The organism is Polaribacter sp. (assembly GCF_051251875.1).
Taxonomy (GTDB): Bacteria; Bacteroidota; Bacteroidia; order Flavobacteriales; family Flavobacteriaceae; genus Polaribacter.
Map to the genome: position 1 here is coordinate 32343 of NZ_JBPOGL010000016.1, position 18667 is coordinate 51009.

Annotated in this window: 20 protein-coding genes; 5 read left to right on the plus strand and 15 right to left on the minus strand. The window is 28.5% G+C overall.

Features of this window, described 5'->3' with window-relative positions; genetic code table 11:
* The 3 genes from ACSHW5_RS08800 to ACSHW5_RS08810 all read left to right on the plus strand — a co-directional run bounded on the left by ACSHW5_RS08800 (nucleotide 1) and on the right by ACSHW5_RS08810 (nucleotide 3254).
* On the plus strand, nucleotides 1–930 hold the full coding sequence (locus ACSHW5_RS08800; protein WP_435675750.1) for a YitT family protein: 930 nt from the start codon (nucleotides 1–3) through the stop codon (nucleotides 928–930).
* Nucleotides 931–1804: 874 nt separating this feature from the next.
* Entirely contained in the window at nucleotides 1805–2506 is a 702-nt protein-coding gene (locus ACSHW5_RS08805; RefSeq protein WP_435675751.1) for a hypothetical protein, read from the plus strand.
* A 13-nt stretch (nucleotides 2507–2519) separates the two neighbouring features.
* Entirely contained in the window at nucleotides 2520–3254 is a 735-nt protein-coding gene (locus tag ACSHW5_RS08810) for a hypothetical protein (RefSeq protein WP_435675752.1), read from the plus strand.
* A gap of 69 nt (nucleotides 3255–3323) precedes the next feature.
* Here ACSHW5_RS08810 and ACSHW5_RS08815 read toward each other — a convergent pair whose 3' ends face one another.
* From ACSHW5_RS08815 to ACSHW5_RS08840, 6 genes are all read right to left on the minus strand, one after another.
* Nucleotides 3324–3692, minus strand: a complete 369-nt coding sequence (locus tag ACSHW5_RS08815; protein WP_435675753.1) for a cupin domain-containing protein — start codon at nucleotides 3690–3692, stop codon at nucleotides 3324–3326.
* 123 nt (nucleotides 3693–3815) lie between these two features.
* Nucleotides 3816–4382, minus strand: a complete 567-nt coding sequence (locus ACSHW5_RS08820; RefSeq protein ID WP_435675754.1) for a hypothetical protein — start codon at nucleotides 4380–4382, stop codon at nucleotides 3816–3818.
* A 48-nt stretch (nucleotides 4383–4430) separates the two neighbouring features.
* Complete coding sequence (locus tag ACSHW5_RS08825) at nucleotides 4431–5966, minus strand: helicase HerA-like domain-containing protein (protein WP_435675755.1); 1536 nt, start codon at nucleotides 5964–5966, stop codon at nucleotides 4431–4433.
* Between the two features lie 190 nt (nucleotides 5967–6156).
* Nucleotides 6157–6876, minus strand: a complete 720-nt coding sequence (locus ACSHW5_RS08830) for an aspartyl/asparaginyl beta-hydroxylase domain-containing protein (RefSeq protein ID WP_435675756.1) — start codon at nucleotides 6874–6876, stop codon at nucleotides 6157–6159.
* A 93-nt stretch (nucleotides 6877–6969) separates the two neighbouring features.
* Nucleotides 6970–7725 carry a DUF5995 family protein gene (locus ACSHW5_RS08835; protein WP_435675757.1) on the minus strand — a complete coding sequence of 252 codons (756 nt, stop codon included), beginning with the start codon at nucleotides 7723–7725 and terminating at the stop codon, nucleotides 6970–6972.
* 293 nt (nucleotides 7726–8018) lie between these two features.
* On the minus strand, nucleotides 8019–9020 hold the full coding sequence (locus ACSHW5_RS08840; RefSeq protein ID WP_435675758.1) for a DHH family phosphoesterase: 1002 nt from the start codon (nucleotides 9018–9020) through the stop codon (nucleotides 8019–8021).
* Between the two features lie 461 nt (nucleotides 9021–9481).
* Here ACSHW5_RS08840 and ACSHW5_RS08845 point away from each other — a divergent pair, with 461 nt between their 5' ends.
* Entirely contained in the window at nucleotides 9482–9919 is a 438-nt protein-coding gene (locus tag ACSHW5_RS08845) for a polysaccharide lyase family 7 protein (protein ID WP_435675759.1), read from the plus strand.
* A 135-nt stretch (nucleotides 9920–10054) separates the two neighbouring features.
* Complete coding sequence (locus ACSHW5_RS08850; protein WP_435675760.1) at nucleotides 10055–11122, plus strand: Ig-like domain-containing protein; 1068 nt, start codon at nucleotides 10055–10057, stop codon at nucleotides 11120–11122.
* 163 nt (nucleotides 11123–11285) lie between these two features.
* Here ACSHW5_RS08850 and ACSHW5_RS08855 read toward each other — a convergent pair whose 3' ends face one another.
* The 9 genes from ACSHW5_RS08855 to ACSHW5_RS08895 form a co-directional block, all read right to left on the minus strand.
* Nucleotides 11286–12023, minus strand: a complete 738-nt coding sequence (locus tag ACSHW5_RS08855; RefSeq protein WP_435675761.1) for a hypothetical protein — start codon at nucleotides 12021–12023, stop codon at nucleotides 11286–11288.
* A gap of 44 nt (nucleotides 12024–12067) precedes the next feature.
* Entirely contained in the window at nucleotides 12068–13477 is a 1410-nt protein-coding gene (locus tag ACSHW5_RS08860; protein WP_435675762.1) for a hypothetical protein, read from the minus strand.
* Between the two features lie 24 nt (nucleotides 13478–13501).
* Nucleotides 13502–14050 (minus strand): hypothetical protein, encoded by a 549-nt coding sequence (locus ACSHW5_RS08865; RefSeq protein ID WP_435675763.1) that lies wholly within the window; start codon nucleotides 14048–14050, stop codon nucleotides 13502–13504.
* 23 nt (nucleotides 14051–14073) lie between these two features.
* A complete protein-coding gene (locus tag ACSHW5_RS08870) occupies nucleotides 14074–15234 on the minus strand; it encodes a hypothetical protein (RefSeq protein ID WP_435675764.1) in 1161 nt (386 codons plus the stop codon).
* Nucleotides 15231–15428, minus strand: coding sequence for a hypothetical protein (locus tag ACSHW5_RS08875; protein WP_435675765.1), 198 nt, complete (start codon nucleotides 15426–15428; stop codon nucleotides 15231–15233). Before ACSHW5_RS08875 ends, ACSHW5_RS08870 begins: the two co-directional genes overlap by 4 nt.
* 14 nt (nucleotides 15429–15442) lie before the next feature.
* Nucleotides 15443–16867: a C1 family peptidase gene (locus ACSHW5_RS08880; protein ID WP_435675766.1), complete on the minus strand. Its 1425-nt coding sequence runs from the start codon at nucleotides 16865–16867 to the stop codon at nucleotides 15443–15445.
* Between the two features lie 348 nt (nucleotides 16868–17215).
* On the minus strand, nucleotides 17216–17971 hold the full coding sequence (locus tag ACSHW5_RS08885) for a LytR/AlgR family response regulator transcription factor (RefSeq protein WP_435675767.1): 756 nt from the start codon (nucleotides 17969–17971) through the stop codon (nucleotides 17216–17218).
* Nucleotides 17972–18056: 85 nt separating this feature from the next.
* A complete protein-coding gene (locus tag ACSHW5_RS08890; protein WP_435675768.1) occupies nucleotides 18057–18374 on the minus strand; it encodes a 2TM domain-containing protein in 318 nt (105 codons plus the stop codon).
* 4 nt (nucleotides 18375–18378) lie between these two features.
* A complete protein-coding gene (locus ACSHW5_RS08895) occupies nucleotides 18379–18666 on the minus strand; it encodes a 2TM domain-containing protein (RefSeq protein WP_435675769.1) in 288 nt (95 codons plus the stop codon).
* Nucleotide 18667 lies beyond the last annotated feature (1 nt).

Consider the following 18667-nt stretch of genomic DNA (forward strand, 5'->3'; position numbering starts at 1 on the left):
ATGAATCGTAAAAAAGGGATTACTTATTTCACCGAATATTTTCAAATATTTATTGGAATTTTACTTACCAGTTTGGGCTTAAAAGCTTTTTTATTGCCAAATGGGTTTTTAGATGGTGGCGTTACAGGAATTGCTCTTTTAGTAAGAACTCAAGTAGACATTAACATGTCTTACTTGTTATTGATTTTTAGCATTCCTTTTTTGATTCTAGGTTATTTTACGGTTTCTAAAACAATTGTAGTAAAATCTATTATAAGTATTCTTGGTGTTGCTTTATTTATTCATTTTGAAAACTTTCAAACCATTACAAATGACAAATTATTAATCTCCATTTTTGGAGGACTTTTGGTTGGATCTGGTATAGGAATTGCAATTAGAAATGGTTCTGTTTTAGATGGTTCAGAAATTTTGGGTATCTATTTAAATGATAAATTTGGACTCAGTATTGGAAAAATTGTAATGATATTTAATATCATTCTATTCAGCATCACAGCATTTGTAGTTTCTGTAGAAGTGGCTTTATATTCTATTCTTACATACATTGTTGCTGCAAAAGTTACGGATACTGTCATTGAAGGTTTTGAAGATTTTATTGGAGTTACCGTTGTTTCTAAAAAATTTAATTTAGTCAAAATTGCCATTCTAGAAGAACTTGGTACAGGTTTAACAGTATATAAAGGTGCTTCTGGTTTTGGTAGTAAAGGAAAATCTGAAGATTTTGATATTATCCATACTATTATTAATAGAATAGATATAAAAAAAATGTACAGAATAATACATGAGATAGATCCAGATGCTTTTATTGTTGAATTTGATGTAAACAGTGTAAAAGGTGGGGTTTTAAGACATTATATTGATAAAAAGAAAAATAAGAAACTCGAAAAATTTAAAGCCGATATTATAAAAAAGAAAGCTAATTCTACTGAATAGACTTTTCTTGAACAACATCACCAAATTCTTTCTTAAATATTCTTACAATCACTAAAAACAGACTTACTAAAAGGGTTCAAAAATAGAACCAATAAATGTAATCAGCGGATAAATATGGTCTATTTTTTTTCGAGACTAATAAACGAATTATATTTTCTGTAATCCTTTTAGAAACCTCAGACACATCAATTCTTAACGTTAAAACGGAACCAGCACTATTTTCTTTAACGCTCATTTAACTTTTAAAAGCCACTACAACTTGTTCTAAGTTTGCTACAACTTCATCTATATTATTACCTAGCATTAGTAAAATTCCCGTAACAGGTTAAACTATATCTAATGTTAATCGAAAAGAATTCCTCTAGTCTCTTACCAAAGGTGGCCTTTCAAGTTATCTTTCCCGCGAACGCGGAAATCTAAAATACCTATTTTTTGTTTTTTGATACGAAAGTCAAAATGAAACTAACAAAATAACCCTAATGACTCAACCTTAAGGATCGTTGGTTTTATAAAAATATATTTTTAGGAGATGTCTATTCTACAAGTCTTTTTCCTTTTTCTGTAAAAAACTAATTATAAAAAAAGAAGGTCAATCAAGAAGAAACACCTTCAAAACAAACCTTCTTTTTGCCAATATAATCGGTATCTATATTGATGAACAGGCATAGTCCTGAATAAAAAAAGAGGAGAAGTCTTAAACGGAAAGGGGTGTTTTCCTGAACTTTTTTATTCGTAATCTAGTTAATTTTGACCAACCAAAACAAACAACATGATTTCTTTAACTAAAAACATACGATCCATATCAGGCTTCCTTAAACAAAATTTTAGGATTACTAATTTACCGTATGTTTTTATTGATTATCATAACCTTGGAATGTCATATATAAGAATGATACTTGGCTTTTCTGCCATTCTAATTTCATTTTACATCAATTATACAATCTCTATAGAGTTTGCGTTACCTGCAGCTTTTATTGCGGGTATTTTATCTGCATTACTCATGTACTTTGATAAAAACATTAGATTCTTTTTACATAATGGAAGCTTAAAAAGCTACTTTTTTGGAAACAAACAGCATTCTGAAAACCAAGAATTGACTTTTTTTAACAAAACAATAATATGTTTTGAGTTTTTACTAAAATATTGCACAATTAACTTTCTGTATTATTTATTTGTTTTAAGTGGTCTTTGGTGCTGTTTTACGCTAAATAATATTGAGTTTTCACAATCATCTACGCTTAATAGTTTTAGTTCCATTTATACTTCGGCATTTTTTGCAGGAATTGTATCCACACTTTTTTCGGGTTCTTTTCTTACCTTAATTACTTTTTTACAAAAAACATTGTTAAAGGGCTGTGTTTGTGCTGCTCAAGTTAAACACATAGACATAGTAACATCGATATGCGTTTTAATTGTGATCACTTTTTCAATTATTCTTAATATGTTAAACGTGTTGGGGTATCCATTTATAAAACATGTCATTAATTTTTTGTGTGTTTTATCACCTTTAATTCTTATTCTTTATTTGCTATTTAGCAAACATATTCATACAACCACTAACAATACTAAATCTTAAAAAAATGATTATCATGGAAACATTAGCTATCTCAAACTACGAATTACAGACAGAAAGAAAGAGTATTTTTTCTATTGTTAAACAAAAATTATCATTTAAAAATTATCAGTCAGAAAAACTGCATGATTTGAATTTTATACTTTCCAAATCAACAGAAACAAACAAAGGTGAATATGATTCCTTATTTTTCGAACAGTTCAGAAATATTAAAACACCTGTTTATCAATGGAATGGAAATGGACAAAATGTACTTTGTGTACAAGGAATGACTAAAACTCCTTCCGTTTGGTTTAAAACCGCAAGAGATCTACAACAAAAAGGAAACAATGTATTTGTTATAGAAGCTCCTCAAGGTATAAAAAATGGTCAAGCTATTTTTAATCCTCAATTATACGCATCTTATATTGCTCATTTTGTAGAAAAAAACAATATTGAACTTATTATTACTGAAAAAGAAGGTAGTTATTGCACTGGTTTAGGATTAACACAAGATAGAAATACTGCGGAATCGGTTAAAAAAATTATTCTAGTATCTCCGGTTAAAAATTATTTAAAGTTGATGAAGAAATACTATTCGCACAATGCTTCTTCTCTTAAAATAAAAAAAATACTACAGAAAAATATGCTTAAGAATATATCAAATTCTTGCTGTAATACGTATACTTTAAATAACTTTAAAGCAACATTAAATACGGTTCAATTTACTGAGTTTAAGTCTAAAAAGAGTTTCAATTTAATGAGCATATAAAGGCTCAAGATAAACTCTGGCGCGAATCTAAAATGTATTTATTTAGGACTAGATTTAGAGAAATACTAATTAACCTTCTTCTCTATGAACTAAATTCATTGCAAAAGCAGGCAAACAAATTGCCATATATTCACAAGGTTCTGTGAAAGGATTTGAATATTGAACTCTGGTGTTTTTTTCTATTTTAATAGATTCTCCGGCTGATAAAACAATCGTTTCTCCATCAATAATAAATTGTTTTTTTCCTTTGATGATATAGGTATACTCATCAAATTCTGGAGTTTGAAAAGGCTCTGACCAACCAGAAGGTGCAACCATGTGTGCAATACTTATTGCTGAGTTTTTATCTGTTGCATTGCCAAAATGTTCTTCAATTAATTTACCATCTGTAGTAGGAACTACAAAAGGATTTTTTTGAATGGTATATTTTTTTTTCATAAAGATTGGTTTTGCGTAAGCGATTGAAGCGGCATCCTTTTTATGTAGATTTTTATCTGCATAAAAAGATACAGCGGAAAGCGCGACCACGCTTTTTTGCGTGGTTACGCCCAAAAAATTATCTTAATTAAACCAAACGATAAAGCTTTTTATCTTGGCCAAATCTGGTATTTGCTCTTTGGTAACTTTTTTTGAACTATATCCTTTTAAACCTAATTCTTCGTTATCTATAGTAATTGTGGTGTTTAAATCGTCTAAAAATAAGGTTGCTGAAGAAAAAGTACGTTCTATTCTGTTGATATTAAAATTGGCATTTATTTCTGAAAAGTTAGAAGTTAGGTTGATGCCCGATTTTGTTTTAAAACGTGGATCGAAAATTTGAATACTTTTTATGGTAGACGTAGAATCTAACTGTTCTTTTGGCATAATGGTTAACAAATGCTTCCCTCCTTTTTCAAAAATTACATATTCATCATCATCTTGAAAATATTTATCTCCTAAGGCGCCTTCGCTTAAATTTTTAACGATAGAATCATTTTTAAAAATTTCACTTAATTCTTTAACTGTAGTTTTTGTGGTTAATTTACCTACCTGTCCTTTTTCTATTTTAAATTTATTATTGTCTCCACAACCTACTAAAAGGCAAGAAAATAGCACAATTGCTACTGTTAAAATGTTGTTTTTGTTCATTGTAAATTGGTTTACGTTTGTATAATTAACGTTCTTTATTTTAATTTGTTATTTTATTACTTTTTTTAAAATACCAAAAAAGGCTCTTATAAAAGTGGCGCTTGTAAGTACTTTTACAATAGGGTTTTGCGCAGTACTTCTTCTAGAAACAGTTCTATTACTTCTTTGTTCTCTTGCTTTTTCTTTTTCTTCTGCTGCTTCTTTTATGGCATTTTCTTCGGCTAAATTAATTTTATCAATCTTCTTATTTAGCAATTCATAAGCGCTTTCTCTATCTAATTCTTGATTGTATTTATGTATTAATCTAGAATTACCTATTACTTGTTTTAACTCTTTATCTGTTAAAATATCCATTCTACTCATGGGTGCTCTTAACATGGTTCTTGCCAAGGGAGTTGGAATTCCTTTTTCATTTAATACGGATACAAAGGCTTCTCCGATACCTAATTGAGTTAGTATTTCTTTGGTATCATAATATTTAGAATCTGGGTAGTTTTCTGCCGCTAACTTAATTGCTTTTCTATCTTTTGCAGTAAAAGCGCGTAAGGCATGTTGCACTTTTAAACCTAATTGTGCTAAAATATCTTCTGGCACATCTTTTGGATTTTGTGTTACAAAATACAAGCCAATTCCTTTAGAACGAATCAATTTTACAATACTTTCTATTTGACTTAATAAGGCTTTTGTAGCTTCTTCAAACACCAAATGTGCTTCATCTATAAAGATAATTAATTCTGGTCTGCCGCTATCTCCTTGTTCTGGAAATGTTTCATACACCTCTGCTAATAATTGCAACATAAAGGTTGAAAACAACTTTGGTTTGTCTTGTATATCCGTTAAACGCAATACGGAAATAATTCCACGTCCGTTTTCATCTACTCTTGTTAAATCTTCTACGTCAAAAGATTTTTCACCAAAAAACAAATCGCCACCTTGTTGTTCTATTTCTACAATTTTACGCAAAATGGCACCTGTAGAAGATGATGAAATTCGCCCATATTCTGCTTGAATTTCTTCTTTACCCTCTTGGGTTACAAATTGTAGTACTTTTTTAAAGTCTTTAATATCTAACAACGGAAATTTATTATCATCACAATATTTAAAAATGATGGCAACAATGCCGCTTTGTGTTTCTGATAAATCTAAAATTCTTGATAATAATACAGGTCCAAATTCTGATATTGTAGCCCGCATTTTTGTACCATCTTGTTCAGAAATTGTTAAAATCTCTATTGGAAACTTTTTAGCTTCAAACGGAAAACCAATTTTTGCATGACGTTCCTCTATTTTAGGATGATCAGCTCCTGGTTGTGCTAAACCAGACAAATCTCCTTTAATGTCCATTAACAACACAGGAATTCCTTTTTCTGATAAATTTTCAGCTAAAATTTGCAGCGTTTTGGTTTTTCCTGTACCTGTTGCACCAGCAATTAAACCGTGCCTGTTTAAGGTTTTAAGTGGAATTTTTACAATGGCATCTGTTATGGTTTCTTCTCCTAACATTGCCGCACCTAATGCTATAAAATCTCCTTTTGTTTGGTACCCTTTGTTGATGTATTCAAAAAATTCTTCTTGCTCGCTCATTTTCCTAAATTTCGATAAAAATAATCAAAGTTTCATGGATTTGAAATTATTTGAAGATTTTGTTTGGCTTTGTTTGAATTTGATTAGAAAATTTTAACTAATCTATATCTATTCTTAAAGAAAATAGGGGTAATAAAATGACGCTAACAAATTTTAACTATGGAAACTCTACTTATAAAAATATTAGATTTTATTTTTTTTGAAGTACAGCTAATTTATGTTCTAATTCTGCTATTAATTGATTTGTAACAGGTGCGTTTACATTCTTTAATTCTTCAATAATTTTTTTTATTTCTTCAGGAGAATCTTCATTAACAGCTTCTGGTACAAAGCTTTCCTCTGGTGCTAAAGAAAAAAACAACTTGTCTGACCAGTTATTTCTTTCTAAATCAATCACCAAATGAAAACGATCTATAGCGCCTGCGTTTTTTACAGAATGCACATAATTTACGTTGGTATACCAACATTCTCCAGGTAACATTTTTAACAGCTTATTGTCTAAAATAAATTGAACGTCTTTATTTGTAATTATAGGAATATGGATTCTAAAATGATCATTCTCATACCCTAATTCAAAATCTCTATGCGGTTTTATTTCTGCCCCAACACCTAATCTTAAAAGGCGCGCACTAACTATTGGGGATTTAAAAGAATCAATAACTTCTTTAAAATAAGGGCATTCTTTTAAAATAGCCGTCTCTTTTAGTAAGGGTTTTCTTGTGGAAAGCGCCAAAATATTTGATGCATCGCCATTATGTGCATACAACGCAATAGCTTTCCAATCTCCATTATAGCCTGTTGTATTAAAATGTGAAATCCAATTTTTATCAAGAATTAAGGATAAATCTTTTACCAATTTCTCTTGGTGAAACTGAAAAGGAAGTTTTAAATATGAAGTTTTCTTTTGCATTAAAAAAATAAGTTATTTTAAAATTCCTTTCAATAAAATTATGTTTAAGGTTGAAAAAAACCTGTGATAAGAGCCTCATTAAAAAAGCAACATTTAGGCTTCTTTTAATTTAGTAATGATGTTGTTTACCTTTTTTGTTTCAAACTTTTGAATACACTTCAGAAAAAATTGAACCATTTTAGTTTTGGGTGTTTTAATATGTTCGCCAATTTTAAGTACAACTTGATCTAATTTATGTATTGCGTTTTCATTTTGGTTATCTCCTAATGACCAAAGTAGGTTTGCAGCATTCCAAGATTGCTTACGAGCCATACGCATGCTAAAGTCTATTATCTTTTCATCATTATTATTGCCTATCAAATCTAGCAAGAACAGCAAAGGTGAAACCCTACTAAGACGATCTTGTAATTCATTGGTAATCTGAAAAAGAATATCATTCACTTTATTAAAATCATTTTCAATATCAATAATTTTACTACCAGACATAGTTGTTGCCGTGGCTACAGCAAGATCTAGGTTTATGTGAGCATTCATTCCCAACATAATATGCTGTATAATGGTTAAAGATTCAGTAACATTCTCAAAGGCCAAAGTCCAAGAAGCACTTAGCTTTTGGTTATTTTTATACGCTTTGTATGCATCTAAATATAAATTAGCAAATTCCACATCTAAGGTTTCTAAACGTTCATTATCCTCAAAATTACCCAACGCTATTTCAGAAGCAATTTCAGCAGTTGTACGTCTATAAATATATGCAAACAAGCCCATTCTGCTATTATTAGCAATACTTTCACTAATAATAATATCTAGCTCTTTTAAAACGTTTTCTATGGTTGTTGCACGTGGCATGGTTTTATTTTTTTACAAAGTTACAGGTAAAATCACGTTAAATTTAAGATCAAAACAGATTCATAAACAGCAACTTACAGTGGTAATGAACGAAGATATCTTTTTTTGAGTTAAGAAACAAACAAATTTTTTACACCATATTTTTAACTTATATAACTACAATACAACCAAATGGGAAGCATAAAAAAGGTTTAAAAAACCAAAAAACTTCTATAAAGTCATAAAAAAAGGTTTTACCTTTTCTAAAGCTAAAACCTCATTCTTTTTTATTCTATTTTAAAAGCCTCTCCTTTTTATTTTTGAAAATACAGCGGAATCAATCCTTTTAATTTTTCTAAGGTTTCATCCACAGATACATCGCTCATACCACCAGAAGCATTTGCATGACCTCCTCCGTTAAAATGCTCTTTTGCCAATACATTTACAGGATTTTCTGCACCTTTAGAACGGAAAGAAATTTTCATAATTCCATCTCTTTCTGTAAATACAATAGCAGCTTTCATGCCTTTTATAGATAAAACTAGGTTTGCTAAACTATCTGTATCTCCTTTTTTATAATGATATTTTGCCAATTCTTCTTTAGACAACGAAATAATGGCAACATTATAATCGTATAAAATTTCTAATTTTTCGCTCATTGCGTATCCTTGTAAACGCAAACGAGTTTCTGTATTCGTATCATTTAATTTTTCGTGAATTAAATGGTGCTCTACTCCTGCCGCTAAAATTTTAGCCAACACCTCATGTGTTCTTGGTTTTACAGAATTGAATCTAAAACTACCTGTATCTGTTAAAATCCCTAAATACAAAGGCGTTCCTATTTTTTCATCTAACAAGTCTATATGACCAGATTGCTCTATGAAATCTACAATTAATTGTGATGTTGATGAAGCTGTTGTTTCTGAAACCGTAATTGTAGAAAATTCTTCAGGATTTAAATGATGATCTATCATTATTTTCTTACAAGTTGTTTCTTCTAATAAAACTTGTATTTCTGGTCCTACTCTATTGGTTGCGTTGTAATCTAAACAGAAAATTAAATCTGCTTTTTGCATTTGTGCAGTAACTTCTGCTGGGTTTTCTTCCATTAAAATAATGGATGAAGTATCTAACCAATCTAAAAAGCCTGGTGCTTTGTCTGGGTGACAAACAACTGCTTTTTTACCTAATTTTTCTATAAAATAAAGCAATCCTAAAGAAGAACCAATGGAATCTCCGTCTGCAGATTTATGTGCTGTAATAACTATGTTTGAAGCAGCTTTAATTTCTGCCTCAATTTGTTTGTAAATATTCATGAATTGTAATTTGTATAATTACTGATATTTGTAATTATTTTAGAGCCCGCGAAGTTAGGTTTATTCTTTAAGTAAGACGGGAAGAAATAAAAGTTTTATTACCAGGTAATTCTATGAAGATTTAATTGAAATCTATTTTTATAAAACTTAGCTACTAAGTTTGTGCAAGGTCTGTGGTAGGTAAAATTACTATAATTTAATTTTTTTTTCACTTTAAAATATTGATATATAAATGTTTTAAAAAAAAATATTCTTTCATTTATTCAATCTTTTTTCATTAATTTGCAATCAAGAAATTGGTTAACCAATTTTATAGTTTAAAAATAACAGTGTATCATTTAGTGCTATTTTTACAAAACATAATGAGAAATAATACCTTAAAAAAACAATATTTTTTACACATATTATTTATAATATGCGTATCCATTTCAAACATTTTTGCTCAAAAACCAGCAGATTTAATGGAAAACTGTAAACAATGGAAAATTACGTATCCTACAGGAAATGAAGAAAAATCTTTATGTGATGAGCCTAATAATGAATACTTTTATCTGAATAATTCTGGTGATGCTATTGTATTTTACGCACCTATTAGAGATGACAATGGAACAACAACTAATTCTAGTTATATAAGATCTGAATTAAGAGAAAGAGTTGCCGATGGTAGTGCTGATATTTATTGGACCACAGAAGGCTCACATTTGTTGTATGTTAAACAAGCTATAACACATTTGCCTATTAATAAATCTCATTTAGTGGCAACTCAAATTCATGGTAACAAAGATAATCATTGCCATTATCTTTTATTAAATAAGATGCAGCAATTCCATTATTATAGGCTGTTTTTAAATTTCCATCTTCAGAATAATAACAATAATGTTTGCCATCAATCACTTTAAAAATTACTTCATGTATGGAACCTAAGGTGTAATCTGTTTTAATAGTGATATCGTCTCTTAATTTTCCACCATTAAAAGATAAAAATAGGTGAGAATCTTCTAACCTTAGCACCATAGAATCATCAATGCCATTATGTGCTGGATTTGAATTATGATGAAACTTACTTTAAAGTTGGAAACTATACACAAAGTAATCCTGATGAAGAAGGAAGTGATACTAATGATCCTGAAAATTATGGAGAAGTTTTAGTCTATGATTTTTCTGTGAAACATGATGAAGTAAGCGTAAGTGGTGTTACTTTATCACCTGCTACATTAGATCTTACTTTAGGTGAATCTTACCAATTATCTGAAAATATAAGTCCATCTAATGCAAGTAATTTTAATGTAACTTTTAGCAGTTCAGATGAATCTATTGCAACAATTAGTGCAACAGGTTTAGTAATAGGAGTTTCTAAAGGAACTGCAATAATAACAGTTACTACTGTTGATGGTTCTTTTACAGATACTAGTATTATACATGTTTATGAAAACGCAAGTGGCACTAATTTAGCTTTCAATAAAACAATAACAGGAACAGGCACGCATGATGCAGATAATGTGGTTGCTAATCTTGTAGATGGTTCTACATCTACTAGATGGTCTGTTTCTGGGTTTCCACAATCTGCGATTATTGATTTAGGGCAAATGTATTCGGTAGGCAGAACAGAATTGATTTGCTATAATGATAGAGCATATCAATTTAAAATTTCTATTTCTGATACAGAAAACGGAACTTATACAGATATTGTAGATAGATCTAATAATACTTCACCAGGAACAGCATTAAACCCAATAACAAATGAATTTCCAGGAATTATTGGGCGTTTTATAAAAATTACAGTTTCTGGAGCAGATAATTACACTGGTTCTTGGATTAGCTTAAATGAGATAAGAGTTTATGAAGCATCAACCTTAAGTATTGATTCTATTCATTCAGAAAAAGAGATAAGTATTTGGCCAAATCCTGCCATAGATTCTATTAACTTCAATAATATTGAAAGTTTTCAAACGGTATCAATTTATGATCTAATTGGTAAATTAATTTACAATACCTCTGTTGATAGTAAATCTTTAGACATATCTAGCTTAAATCCTGGAATGTATATTTTACACTTATCAAATTCAAAAACCATCATTCAAAAAAGGTTTATTAAAAAATAAACTAATTTCTTGTTTTTTGAAGATTTTTCTGCTGTTTATGGTTAATTGTTCGGTTAAGGAACTAATTTAGTAAACTTTCATAATCGATAGAAAATTCCTTCTGAATTTTATACAAATTACTCTAACTTAGTACGAATATTCTTTGTTTTAAAGACTAGTAATGTTACTTATAATAAGTATACTTTTTTGTAAAAATTTCATTATTTACCATAGGTTTACCGTCTTTTGTTACTTCATTTCCGTCTTTATCATAATACCAATTATTGGTTAATTCTAACGTAAATTTATCATCCGATTTTTTAATTCTAAATATATTTTCTTCAGTTCTTAGTCCTTTTTCATTATATGATAGTATTACCTTTTCTGTGCCATTATATCCGATAATAATTTCTTCTTTCATTTTACTGTTTGTATGGTATTTATAATTGTGTTCCCAATTACCATAATCAGATTTAATTATTTTTCTTGATAAATTTCCAGTATCATTATTTTCTAATTTAATCTCTTTTTTCAATTTTTTTTCACCAGAATTATCTGTTTGATAAATAGATTCCATAAATTCCTGATCACTAATTGCTTTAAATTCATGAAATTCAGCTTTTTTTAATTCACCATTTGTATTGAATTGTTTTTCTTCAGTTAATCGATTGTTTGTATCATATAAAAACTCCGTTTTACTATCTCCATATTCTATAGAATGGTTAATAATTTTTATTTTATTACCCTTTTTATCAAAGAACTCTGTCATTCCTATTGAATTATCATTTTTATTGAAATATTCAATTTTTTCTATTTTTTTAGTCTCTTGATTTCCTTCTGCTGTTTGATTTTTACAAGAAATAGCGACTATAAAAAATATTAGTACCAAAAAGCTTGTGGAATTGTTTTTTAAGATTATCATATTATATATTTTTTATGATATTATGAATTTATAGGCTTTCAATTTTACTCTTTATGATAAAGAGAAACTGAAGTTGTGTAATTATATTTATCTTCTGGTTTAGCTTTGTCTGTATTAATATTTTTATCAATTTTAAATCTGATATAAATATCATCATAAGAGGCATAAGTAATTATTCGTGAACCAAATGCTTTGTCTAAAGTATTGTTATCTTCAATAAATATAAAAGGTTTATCAATCTCTTTTTTACAGTTGTCCCATTTAAAATAAATAGCTGCTAATGCAGAATTTGCATCTTTTAGACTGGTACCATTATACATTGCCATTTTAATTGACTTATTTTTAATGCTTATTTCTGTTCTATTAAAAGTTGTAATGTTCGTGTCCCATATTTCTGTTAGGCCTCTTTCTAACAAGTCTTTTTTTAAATATCTAAAATCGGATTTAGAGTTTTCATATAAGAAATCAAAGAGTTCGCATCCATCATATTCTTTGTAATTGGTAATTTTAATTGAACAAGTGTAAATGTCACTAACTACTCCATTAACTATTTCAGAGTCAATTTCCATTGAGGTAATAATTTCAAAATCTTGATTTTCAGAATTAAAAGTTATTGACGTTTCAGTATCACGAGGTTCCATAGTAATTACATAACCATTTTCCTTTACACAATTTATAAACTCTAAATTTTTATCTGTAAGCATTTTATTTGCTAAGTCTAAATCTGATCCCTTATAAACCAGAAAATATATTAAATTGGATTCGATGGTTGTTTTTTTTGAGAATGATGGATTTAGTAGGCTTGACCATTCTTTATCAAAAGAATTTTCGCTGTTTTTCTCATCTCTAATATGGGTGAAATTATATTTTGCATCTTTTAATATTGCATCAATCATTTCGCAATCTGTTCCATTTTTATCGATTTTAAACGGACTAAACGACTTGTAATCTTCTCTTATTAATTGAATATTTATTACTTTTCCTTGATTATAATTATAATGCAAATAATAATTTGGAAACGCTTCTGGGCTAAATTTTATTTCATAAGTATTTTCATATTTTTTACTTTTTTTTACATGACTAAACTTACTTTTTAAAGTAGCTGGTGTATCTGTAAAGCTCAAACCAAATGGCAGTTTATGAGTAAATTTTTTATATTCTTTATCGTTATTATAAAAAGTTATAGTCCTTAGCATTTCATATTCATTATGAGGAAAACTTAATACTAATCCTTTACTATACCAAGCATTAATATCACCAGACATTTGAGAAAACAAAGCGTTCATGTTCTCTTTTGGTGTATCAGGCTTACCAAATTTTTCATGAATTAATTGTATTTCTTTACTATCTTCTGTTTTTCCTAAAGCATTTAACCAAAGAGCATCTTGTGCAAATGATAATGTTGTTTTTAATAGTAAAACAATAATTAATAAATTAATAGATCCCTTTTTCATTTTAAAAAAAATTAGTTGAAATAATTACCTAGAATAGACACCTGTTGCAGAATATACAACTGCTGGTCCACCACTCATTCCCATTGGTGGAACAATTACGGGTGTAGATACTCCATTTATTGTTAATGCTACTGTTTTTGCTTCTGCTTCTAAGGAATCATCATGAAATGGTAAATTAGGCGATTGCCTGTTTACTCTAGTAAGTTCACCAAAATCTGAAAGTTTTAAATGCACATTAAAACCTTTAATTTCAACTGTTACTTCAGCAAAATTTGGCATATCTGTATTTACATTTATTTTACCAATAATAGTTGGTGCTTGCTCAAATGGAGTGCCTGCAAAAACATTTTTAGCAAAATAATTGCCAACTTTTTCACTGGTAGAAATAAATCCCATAACCTTTGGTGATCCATCTTCATTTGGCAACAACAACATACCTGATGGCGCAGAGCCAACTGGTGTATGAACCATTCTTGCTAAATGAACTATTACATTTGGCATTTCCATTTTTTCGTTTGATAAGGCTACTAAATCTACTCCACCTTCCCAACTCATCCAATTTTGTACTTTCATAATATTTAATTTTATAGGTTAGATTAATTATTTAATATTTTATTTATTACTTTTTGTTTGTCACCTTTATCTATGTTGATAAACGAAACTGACACTTCAAATAGTTCTTCAAATTTATTTGTATTTTTATTATGCGAATATGAACCTCCCAAATTGAATTTTATCAATAAATTATCTGTTTTTGTGGTTAAATAGAAAATTCTTTTTTTACTTGTATGGTCTTTATTATTTAAATCTTCTACTTCCTTTATAAACTGAAACTCTTTACCACTATTAAATCTACAGGCATACCAATTATTATATAATTGTACTATTGCTGTATTTGCCTTTTTTAAATCAAGACCTCTGTAAGATTCTAATTGGAATTTCCCATACTTTGTTTCTATAGTATAATCACTAAAAACAGCTGGTATAGCAAAATTTGCATCCCATTCTTGGCCTAAACTATTGTTGTTCCTTTTTTTACTGGTAAGGTTTAAATAATTGTTTTGATAATTATTGTATATTTTATTATAACAGCCACAAAGAGAATTATCTTCTGTTTTTGTTTTTGTTTTTACTTTTTTCAGTGTTCTTTTTTTAAGTAGTTTATTTTTATCTGAGTCACTTAGCTTGGTAAAACTTATTTGAGTAATTTTATTTTCTTTATAAAACACTTTAAATATTAGATTTGGATATTTTTTTTGGCTAACAAAAATTGAATAAGTCTTTCCAACTTGAATACTGTTCTTATATTTTGCTTTTAAATCTCTAGGTGAATCTGTAAATTTAAAACCCATTGGCAAATATGTTTTACATTCTTGATAGTATTCGTTTTTAGGGAAAAAATCGACTGTTTTTAACGTTTTTTTGTTGTTTTTATTAAAACCTAATCTAAGACCTTCACTCCTATAAGGTTTAATAATTAATTTGAAATATCCTTGGGTAAATTTATCAATGTCATTTAGTTCATTTGGTGTTCCTAAATTTTTAGTTAGCAATTTTACTTCTTCACTATCCATAGGTTTACCAATAACAGTTAACCAGTTTAGAATTTTATTGCTATTATTATTAGTTTGTTTATGTTGCTTTGTTAGCTTTTCATTTTGCCCCTTTCTTTCTTTTTTAGAAACAATAACATCCCGTGAAAAAGATTGAAAAGACATTGACACAAATACAATTAGAAATACAATAATATTTTTCATTTTTTGAATGTTTCGTTTTTTAAAATTCTTTTATGACCATGTTTATCCATTTTACAACCACAGTTTTTACAAGTATTTCCTCCCCATAAAATTTCTTGCCAACCTTTTGGCTTTCTTATTTTAGGTTGCTCTAAACCGCATTCGGGACAATTGACTTTGTTTAAATTTGTATCGAAAAATTTTTTAAAATTCACTTTTCTGTTTTTTATCAATTACCAATTCGTAATAAATTACTTACTTTCTTTAAAGTTGACGATTTATATTCTGCTGTTTTAAAATAAACATCATTAAAATAGAATACTTTTTTTTCATTATTTCTTGATTTTAATTCTGCTACAACATTCACTGGTTTTCCAAATAATAAATCTGGTTCCATTAATTCACCATTTTTATAGAGATCTACAGTAAATGAATTATCATAAACTGTATTATTTACACTTGCAATTTCTTTAGCAATTAATTTTGAATTTCTACCATAAACACTATAGGTTACACTGTTAATTAAAGGATCAGACATTACATCTGAAGTAAAAATTGAAAGCTGAAAGTGTTTTCTTCCTTTTGGGCCTTTTTCTCTACTTAATGTAGATTTTAAATAAAACTCAGGAACCTTGTTAATTATAATATTCTTTTTTGGTTTTATAAAAGTTACATTGCTTATAGTAAGCGCTTCATGACAAGTAAGTCTGTGTAAATCATAAGAAATATAGCCGTATCCTTTGTCTGCCCATTCTTCTCCCCAAGAATTTTTAAATATAAATCCCTTGTCATTATAACCCACAATATTTACAGCATGTCCGCCATAATTTGTTTTTACATCTTTAAACTTATTAGGAACTTTCTGAGTTTTTATAGCATTAATTATATCTCCTTTATAAATTACTTTAGCATCATTATAAGACAATTCCTTACCATCAATAATTACATTAATCACGGAGTTTAAACTTATAGGAGAATTAGTATTACAAGCACCTTTTACCCAAGTAGGTACATGAATATTTGAATAGACTACTGCCACAGATTTAACACCACTATCTAATAAGCTTTTAATAGTTTCAGGATTAGAGGCTTGGTTATAGCCAAAGTAGCGAAACTGACTTGTATTGGTAAGACTATATTTTGCATAATATTTTAAAAGATATAATGATACTTTACCCAAATGTGCACCTCTAATAACTTTTGTAAATTCTGTATCATCATCGTTCCATTTATTTTTATTAGGATTATATGGTAATTGTTTTTCATGCATAAAACCATATTGATTTAATGATGGAATATAATTTTTTAAAAAATCGCCTTCACTAAAAGTTTTGTCTGGTTGAGAATGTTTTAAAGCACCATAAATGTATTGCTCACTAATATCTGCAGGAACACCAGGTAATATTTCTAGAATAGAAGCAACACTAAATGCTGTACAAGTTCCTCTATATCCTTGGTTTTTTACGGATGTTTGAAATTGCCTGTAATCTATTCTCTTAGTTGAGTTTTCTACACTTTTTTCAACTGTTGCAAGTGCAGATGTTGTTGCAGGTAATGTTAAAGAATCACTTTTAACTATTTTTTTTTCACTTTTACAAGAAAAAATAGTCAGTAGTGATAATAAAAAAGGTATTAAAAGGCTCTTTTTTTTCATAATTAATTGATTATTAACAGTAATATACAAATTTTATTTAATTTTTAATTTCTTACAATACGTAATTTAGCGTAGTTTTTATATTTTTTGTCTTTCTACTTAATCTTATAAATTTGCAAATTCATTAGAAATAATTGTAAACAAGAAAAGGCATCCAACGGACACCTTTTGCTTATAAAGTAAATAAAAACACAGTTTTTTTTTGTACAAGTCTGTAGCTTAACTAGAACCTATTTGTTTTAAATAATATTTTTTTTTAACACTTTTTCAATGTTTTTTTTTGCATTCGTAATTAGTAAAATGAATATTAATTTTTATGAAACAAACTAAATTATACTTCAAACTGCTTTAGTCAATCCAATTTTTAAAATCCTTTACACGTTCTCTACTCACAATAATTTCTGTTTCCTTATAAGATTCTAAAATCAATTTTAAACGAGAATTAGAATAGGCAATAATGTCTTTTATTGCATTTATATGCACAATAAATGTACGGTTCACTCTAAAAAAATGTTCTGGATTTAATTGTTCTTGCCAAGTTTCTAAAGAATTATCTAGCAAGTAATTTCTGTTTTCTTTTGTATGAATATACGTAGCTTTATTCTCGCTATAAAAACACTCAACCTCATCAATATTTATAATTTTAATGTGCTGACCCACTTTAATTGTCAAACGTTTTTTAAATTTTCTATCTACCGGATTTACCAATAATTTTCTGATATCGTCTAAATTTACTTGCACATCTGATTGCTTTGGCTGATGTTCTTTAAACTTATCTACAGCAACTTTTAACTCGTCTTCATCTAAAGGTTTTAGTAAATAATCAATACTATTTAGTTTGAAAGCTTTTAACGCATATTCATCATACGCAGTTGTAAAAATAATAGCAGATTTTACTTCAATTTCTTCAAAAATTTCAAAAGACAATCCGTCTGAAAGCTGAATATCTAAAAATATTAAATCTGGATGTTCGTTATTTTGTAACCAATTTAAAGACTCTTCTACAGAATGCAACATTTGCTGTACTTCTATATCTAATGTTGCTAACATTCTATGTAATCTTCTTGCTGCTGGTTTTTCATCTTCTATTATTAATACGTTCATTTGTGGTTGGTTGTGGTTGATGGTTGTTGGTTGTGGTTGATGGTTGTTGGTTTGTGGTTTTCAACTTTAAAGCATTCTTCATTTGCTAGTCTTCTTTCTCCATAAATTCTTTAATTTTCTTTTCTTCCCAATCATTGCCAAAACCAAAAGATTTAAATCCGAAAACGCCCAACCAATGAAAAAACATTCCTATTCCCCAAAAAAGCCATGTAGAATAGACGCCAAAATTAGAAAAAGTATCTACAATATTGTACCCCGCTTTTGTTAAGCCAAAGATAATAATTCCACTGATAAAAATATTTATCAACACGTACACTATTAAATGAACATAAAACCCTTTAATAGCTTTTACACGCTTTTTAGCTCTTATGTATTTGTCTTCTTGTATAAAATTTTGTTGCATCCTATTATTTTTTATCGTTCATAAATTCTTTAATTTTCTTTTCTTCCCAATTAGTTCCTAATCCTAATAAATTAAAACCAAAAACAGATAACCAGTGAAAGAAAAGCCCTATTCCCCAACCACATAGAGAAAACCAAAACCAATGAAAATGAGGTTCAAATTTTAAGTTTACAAAAATGATTATAGGAATTACAAAACAGTAAACACATAAATGTGTATAAAATCCTTTAATTTTTTTTACTCTTTTTTGAGCTTTATAGTAACGTTGTTCTTCTGTAAAATTAGACTCCATT

What these genes read in the sequence shown, in the direction of transcription:
- ACSHW5_RS08800 (WP_435675750.1), top strand. Translation starts at nt 1, where the DNA reads ATGAATCGTAAAAAAGGGATTACTTATTTCACCGAATATTTTCAAATA.
- ACSHW5_RS08805 (WP_435675751.1), top strand. Translation starts at nt 1,805, where the DNA reads ATGTCATATATAAGAATGATACTTGGCTTTTCTGCCATTCTAATTTCA.
- ACSHW5_RS08810 (WP_435675752.1), top strand. Translation starts at nt 2,520, where the DNA reads ATGGAAACATTAGCTATCTCAAACTACGAATTACAGACAGAAAGAAAG.
- ACSHW5_RS08815 (WP_435675753.1), bottom strand. Translation starts at nt 3,692, where the DNA reads ATGAAAAAAAAATATACCATTCAAAAAAATCCTTTTGTAGTTCCTACT.
- ACSHW5_RS08820 (WP_435675754.1), bottom strand. Translation starts at nt 4,382, where the DNA reads ATGAACAAAAACAACATTTTAACAGTAGCAATTGTGCTATTTTCTTGC.
- ACSHW5_RS08825 (WP_435675755.1), bottom strand. Translation starts at nt 5,966, where the DNA reads ATGAGCGAGCAAGAAGAATTTTTTGAATACATCAACAAAGGGTACCAA.
- ACSHW5_RS08830 (WP_435675756.1), bottom strand. Translation starts at nt 6,876, where the DNA reads ATGCAAAAGAAAACTTCATATTTAAAACTTCCTTTTCAGTTTCACCAA.
- ACSHW5_RS08835 (WP_435675757.1), bottom strand. Translation starts at nt 7,725, where the DNA reads ATGCCACGTGCAACAACCATAGAAAACGTTTTAAAAGAGCTAGATATT.
- ACSHW5_RS08840 (WP_435675758.1), bottom strand. Translation starts at nt 9,020, where the DNA reads ATGAATATTTACAAACAAATTGAGGCAGAAATTAAAGCTGCTTCAAAC.
- ACSHW5_RS08845 (WP_435675759.1), top strand. Translation starts at nt 9,482, where the DNA reads ATGGAAAACTGTAAACAATGGAAAATTACGTATCCTACAGGAAATGAA.
- ACSHW5_RS08855 (WP_435675761.1), bottom strand. Translation starts at nt 12,023, where the DNA reads ATGATAATCTTAAAAAACAATTCCACAAGCTTTTTGGTACTAATATTT.
- ACSHW5_RS08860 (WP_435675762.1), bottom strand. Translation starts at nt 13,477, where the DNA reads ATGAAAAAGGGATCTATTAATTTATTAATTATTGTTTTACTATTAAAA.
- ACSHW5_RS08865 (WP_435675763.1), bottom strand. Translation starts at nt 14,050, where the DNA reads ATGAAAGTACAAAATTGGATGAGTTGGGAAGGTGGAGTAGATTTAGTA.
- ACSHW5_RS08870 (WP_435675764.1), bottom strand. Translation starts at nt 15,234, where the DNA reads ATGAAAAATATTATTGTATTTCTAATTGTATTTGTGTCAATGTCTTTT.
- ACSHW5_RS08880 (WP_435675766.1), bottom strand. Translation starts at nt 16,867, where the DNA reads ATGAAAAAAAAGAGCCTTTTAATACCTTTTTTATTATCACTACTGACT.
- ACSHW5_RS08885 (WP_435675767.1), bottom strand. Translation starts at nt 17,971, where the DNA reads ATGAACGTATTAATAATAGAAGATGAAAAACCAGCAGCAAGAAGATTA.
- ACSHW5_RS08890 (WP_435675768.1), bottom strand. Translation starts at nt 18,374, where the DNA reads ATGCAACAAAATTTTATACAAGAAGACAAATACATAAGAGCTAAAAAG.
- ACSHW5_RS08895 (WP_435675769.1), bottom strand. Translation starts at nt 18,666, where the DNA reads ATGGAGTCTAATTTTACAGAAGAACAACGTTACTATAAAGCTCAAAAA.